Annotated in this window: 4 protein-coding genes; 1 reads left to right on the top strand and 3 read right to left on the bottom strand. The window is 70.5% G+C overall.

Annotated elements, in window-relative coordinates; translation table 11 throughout:
- Positions 1-52: 52 nt before the first annotated feature.
- Together E0493_RS22825 and E0493_RS22820 are read right to left on the bottom strand one after the other, a co-directional pair.
- On the bottom strand, positions 53-2,113 hold the full coding sequence (locus E0493_RS22825; RefSeq protein ID WP_160939562.1) for a VIT domain-containing protein: 2,061 nt from the start codon (positions 2,111-2,113) through the stop codon (positions 53-55).
- A complete protein-coding gene (locus E0493_RS22820; RefSeq protein ID WP_160939561.1) occupies positions 2,103-2,498 on the bottom strand; it encodes a MerR family transcriptional regulator in 396 nt (131 codons plus the stop codon). Before E0493_RS22820 ends, E0493_RS22825 begins: the two co-directional genes overlap by 11 nt.
- 157 nt (positions 2,499-2,655) lie before the next feature.
- On the opposite strand from E0493_RS22820, the gene E0493_RS22815 reads away from it, so the two are divergent.
- Entirely contained in the window at positions 2,656-3,054 is a 399-nt protein-coding gene (locus E0493_RS22815; RefSeq protein ID WP_160939560.1) for a hypothetical protein, read from the top strand.
- Here E0493_RS22815 and E0493_RS22810 read toward each other — a convergent pair.
- Positions 3,020-4,256 (bottom strand): DUF3987 domain-containing protein (locus tag E0493_RS22810; RefSeq protein WP_160939559.1); only part of this gene is annotated, 1,237 nt, incomplete at its 5' end. The two genes, E0493_RS22815 and E0493_RS22810, sit on opposite strands and share 35 nt — an antisense overlap.

Genomic DNA, 4,256 nt, shown 5'->3' with positions numbered 1-4,256 from the left:
GATCCGGAGGTTCTGTTAGACGTTCTAAGCGTGTCGGCCCAAGCCTGCAGCATCAGAGTCCGAGCACCCCACGGGCTCCGGCCACAGCAGCCGGCTCCGCCTTGCCCAGCACGGCCCGCGCAAAGCGCTGCGCACCGCGGTTCGTTCCGGCCTCCAGCCCGGCAATCAGCGCCAGCACGATCACCTCGGGCGGGGTGCCGAGCGCCTGGGCCAGCGTGAGGACCGCTGCGAACTGGCTGGCCTGCCGGACCGCCGCCTGCAGGACGGGCGGCAGCGCCGCCAGCTCACCGCGCCGCAGCGCCTCCGGATCGGCGGACCAGTCGAGGACCCGGCCCACCCGGTGCAGGTCGCCGACCGGCGAGCGCGGGCCCGCCTCCTCCGGGTTCGGGGGCGCCATGGAGGCCGTCGGCGGGGTGCCGGCCGGCTGCGGCCGGGTGCGCCGAGACGGCCTCGGCGGCGCCGCGCGGAGCAAGGCCCGGACCGGCGGCGGCAGGTCCATCGCCGCCTCCAGCATCGGCAGCGCCGCCGTCGCCGGCGTCATGCCGGCGAGCTGGCGCTGCGCCGGGATCCCCTCCTGCGCCGCGCCCGCCGCGTCCACCAGCACCAGGCTGGTCAGGTGGCCGACGATCCCCTCGGCCTCGGCGAGGGCCGCCGCCGCATCATGGTCCAGGCGGGGCAGGGCCAGCGCCGCGGCGACCGCCGCGACCGCGCGGGACAGCTCCGGATCCGGCATCTCCGCCGCCCCCTCCGCCTCGCTCCAGCGGACCGCGAGATGCAGGCCGCCCAGCACCGTCTCCAGCTGGGTGGGCGCCCCCTCGCTGGCCGGTGCGGTCAGGTGAGGCTGGCGCATTGCCCGGACGGCCAGGCGCACCGCCTCGCCTGAGGCCTCGCCGCTGGCGATGAAGATCTGCCCGCCCGTCAGCGCGGCCAAGTGCCCCACCTGCGCCTCCAGGCTGTCCTCGCCGATCAGCACGACCTGGACGCGCCGGCCGCGGCGGGCGAGCGCCTGCACCTCCAGCGCATGGCTCTTGCCGTCGGTGACCAGCAACACGTCGCGGGTCGCCCGCGCCTGCAGCACCTGCGCCAGGGCGGCGCCGATTTCGGTGCCGCCGCGCGGCCCGCTCAGCCGCGCGACCGCCGCCCGGAAGCTCTCCGCCTCCACTGGTTCGGCGTCGTCGTCGAACTCCCAGAGGTCAAGCCGGTCCCCGTCGCGCAGCGCCGCGGCGGCCGCGCGCAGGCCCTGCACCAGCACCGCATGCTTGCTGAGGCCGCCGCGACCCGACCGCGCCGGCTGGCTCGACGCCGTGTCGGCCATGGAGCCGGAATGGTCCACCAGCACGGCGGCGTCCAGCGCCTCCGGCGCGTCATGGTCCGGCACGGTGATCTCTAGCCGCACGGACCGTCCGTCCGCGGCCCGACCGTGCAGTGGCGTGGCCGACCACCCGGTGATCCGCAGGTCGATCGGCGCGTCGAGCCGCAGCCGGGCCCGGCCGTCGACGAGGGGGTGTCCCGCCAGCGCCACCTGGCCCTGGTCGCAGCGCACCGTCAGGTCGACCTCCTGCACCGGGCCGCCATGGCGCAGGTCATCGCTGTCCGCCAGCGGCGAGCGACCATAGACGTCGCCCACCGTGGTCGGGATGCGCAGCAGGGTCACCCGGCCGGTGCGGTCGGCCAGGGCCAGCGGCATCGCCCAGGTGCTGGTGACCACCACGCTCTCTCCCGGCGGCACGTGGCCGACCGAGAGCATGTGCACGCCGCGCAGCACCTCCTCGTGCAGCACCGCCGTCTGGCCCCGGTCGAGTGCGTCCTCGTAGGTCGCCCGCGCCTGGTCGCGGCGCTGCGCCCGGCCGGTCAGCACGCGCTCGCCGATGCGCACCGCGAGGCGCAGCAGGGTGGCATGCACCGGCACCGGCAGGGTCAGCGTGACCTCGAGGCTCGCCGCCTCGGCGTTGTGGAGGCAGCGCTCCGTGGCGACGATCGCTAGGCCGCCGGCGATCCGTACGGTGATCGCGGTGCCGGTGAGCGGGACCGGCTGCCGGGTCTGGCGGTTGATGGCCGGCTGCGCATAGGCCGCCAGCGGATCCGCCAGCGCGGGGAGGGGCTCAGGGGGCATCGGCGGCGTCCTTGCGGGCTGACAGCAGGGTCTCGAGGGTCTGGATGAGTTGGGCGGCGGCGGCCTGCGGGTCGGGGCTAGGGCCCAGAGAGGCCGGATCCACGATCAGCAGCAGGCCGGGGCCGAGCGCGGCCTTGAAGCGGCCGGCGGGCGCGCCGCGCAGGATGGCGCGGGCCTCCTCGAGCGGAACGCCGAGGTCGCGCAGGCGCAGGTAGTCGAGGATGCCCTGCGCCTGGGCTTCGCTGTACGCCGGCTGCGCGCGGCTGCCGCCGGGCCCATCGATGACCCCCTGGCTGATCAGGAAGCGGACGAAGCGCGGGGTGACGCGCTCGGGCGCGTGCTCCAGCTGGCCGGCGACGCGGGCGATCAGGTCGGGCAGCTTCATCCGGGCGCCCTCCTTTCGACAGCAAGAATGGCGGAAAGAAGGTGCGCGGCCAAGTATAAAGACATCGAAGCTGTCGAAAGAGGCCCCCGCCCCTGGTCGTGGCACTCGGGCCCGCAAGCGGGGGGCGTTCCGCGCCGGGACACGGCATGCCGCAGCCATGACAAGTTCAACCGCCGCTGAAGCCGATCCCGACACGCTGGAGGCCAGCGGGCGCTACCGCGTGCTGCGCCGGATTGCGCCGCGGCCGGCCCATGCCTGCCCGCCCGGGGTTTCAGCCCGGCTTGGCCTCCTGCTCGACCTCGAGATCACGGGACTGGATCCGGCGCAGGACGAGATCATCGCGTTTGCCATGCTGCCCTTCACCTACGGGCTGGATAGCACCCTCGCCGCTGCCGGCGAGCCGCACAGTCGGCTGCGCCAGCCCTCCCACTCCATCCCGCCTGCGCTCACCGGGCTCATCGACGTTCCAATCGCCGTGAAACACGTCGCCACGGTCGAACTAGCCTACTTTCTTGGCCCTATTAGCCGGCTTCCTCGCAGAGGATTCCATCACTGACAGAGAGCCTGAGAGCAGGGTGCCTGACAGGAAGGGCCGGTTGCATCTGAAGGATTACCTGAGGTGCATCATTGCTGGCGGAAGCGGCTTCATCTGCATCCTCCAACGCCTTGCGCTGCGCTTTGGAGAGGAAATCCTTATGGATGAAGCGCTCAGGTGGGCGGCCTCGCTCACCTGTCTTCAAGGCATGTAGGGTAACTTCGCCCGACCGCTTCAGGGCCTCCATGACATCATCCCGGATGGCCTTCGGAACGCGCGTGGCGCGATGTCGATCGAGAGCGCTCTGCGTGAGACCGGCCGGACCAGCCGTGTGAACCGCGCTTCGAACCGCCTTCAGATATTTCTCGAACTGAGTGTCAGCAATTTCGTGGAGGACACGCCAACTCATTTCGTCGATCGTCGCGCGCGAGTTGTGGCACGCCCAAAGCATAGTGTCTTCATCCACGCAGAGGGACTCGTAATCCAGCTCGAAGCCGGAGTTCGTTTTCGCCGGCAGCGGCGCACAGGTGCGAATAAGTGCGAACTTGAGCGCATTCTCGGTCGCGCGCGCATACAAGGCGTCAAGGCCGTGCTTGCGGGCCTTTGCCTTCTGAGCATGCATTTCGGCGTCGAAGCGCTGTGCGATCTCCATGGCCGCAGGCGTCATCCCGACCTGGATTGGCTCAACCCGCTCGTTCAGGTGACCTGGCGCGCCAGCGGGCTTCTGCGCGCGCCAAGTCCTCACCCAGTCAATGAGGTCCTGCGGAACCTCACAGCGCTCGGGAGGACGGCCAAGAGGGTCGTGATCACCGGCGGAGAAGAGCACCATTCGCGACAGTAGGCCGTTCGCGATATCCTTCGACTGGAGAGCTGAGAAGAGGCTCTCAGGCGTGGAGCAGCCGAGGAGGCTGACACATGGCTGATCGATGATTTGGACCTGGCTGCGATCCCTGTAGCTCTTGGACTTGAAGGTCGTTCGGGTACTGGAGTAGAGCTTGAGAAGCAGCGGTTTGACGTTCTGAACGTACAGGGCGGAACGGCCGTTGTTCGTCGCCTCGATCAAGGAGCCGATCTCGTCAAGCAGCATAACTTGGCTCGGCGCATATGCGACGGCACTCACGATGCCTGCGTCGGACGCGACCTCCTCGACGCCAATCAGTTCATCCTCGACGCCGGCCGCCCGCGCAATGTCCTTTAGAACGTCTAACAGAACCTCCGGATCT

The sequence above is a fragment of the Teichococcus coralli genome (genome assembly GCF_009829925.1).
Taxonomy (GTDB): domain Bacteria; phylum Pseudomonadota; class Alphaproteobacteria; order Acetobacterales; family Acetobacteraceae; genus Pseudoroseomonas; species Pseudoroseomonas coralli.
This window is presented reverse-complemented; position numbering and strand designations above follow the sequence as displayed.

Excerpts from the sequence above, each read along its gene's own strand:
- E0493_RS22825 (WP_160939562.1), bottom strand. The coding sequence starts at position 2,113 with ATGCCCCCTGAGCCCCTCCCCGCGCTGGCGGATCCGCTGGCGGCCTAT.
- E0493_RS22820 (WP_160939561.1), bottom strand. The coding sequence starts at position 2,498 with ATGAAGCTGCCCGACCTGATCGCCCGCGTCGCCGGCCAGCTGGAGCAC.
- E0493_RS22815 (WP_160939560.1), top strand. The coding sequence starts at position 2,656 with ATGACAAGTTCAACCGCCGCTGAAGCCGATCCCGACACGCTGGAGGCC.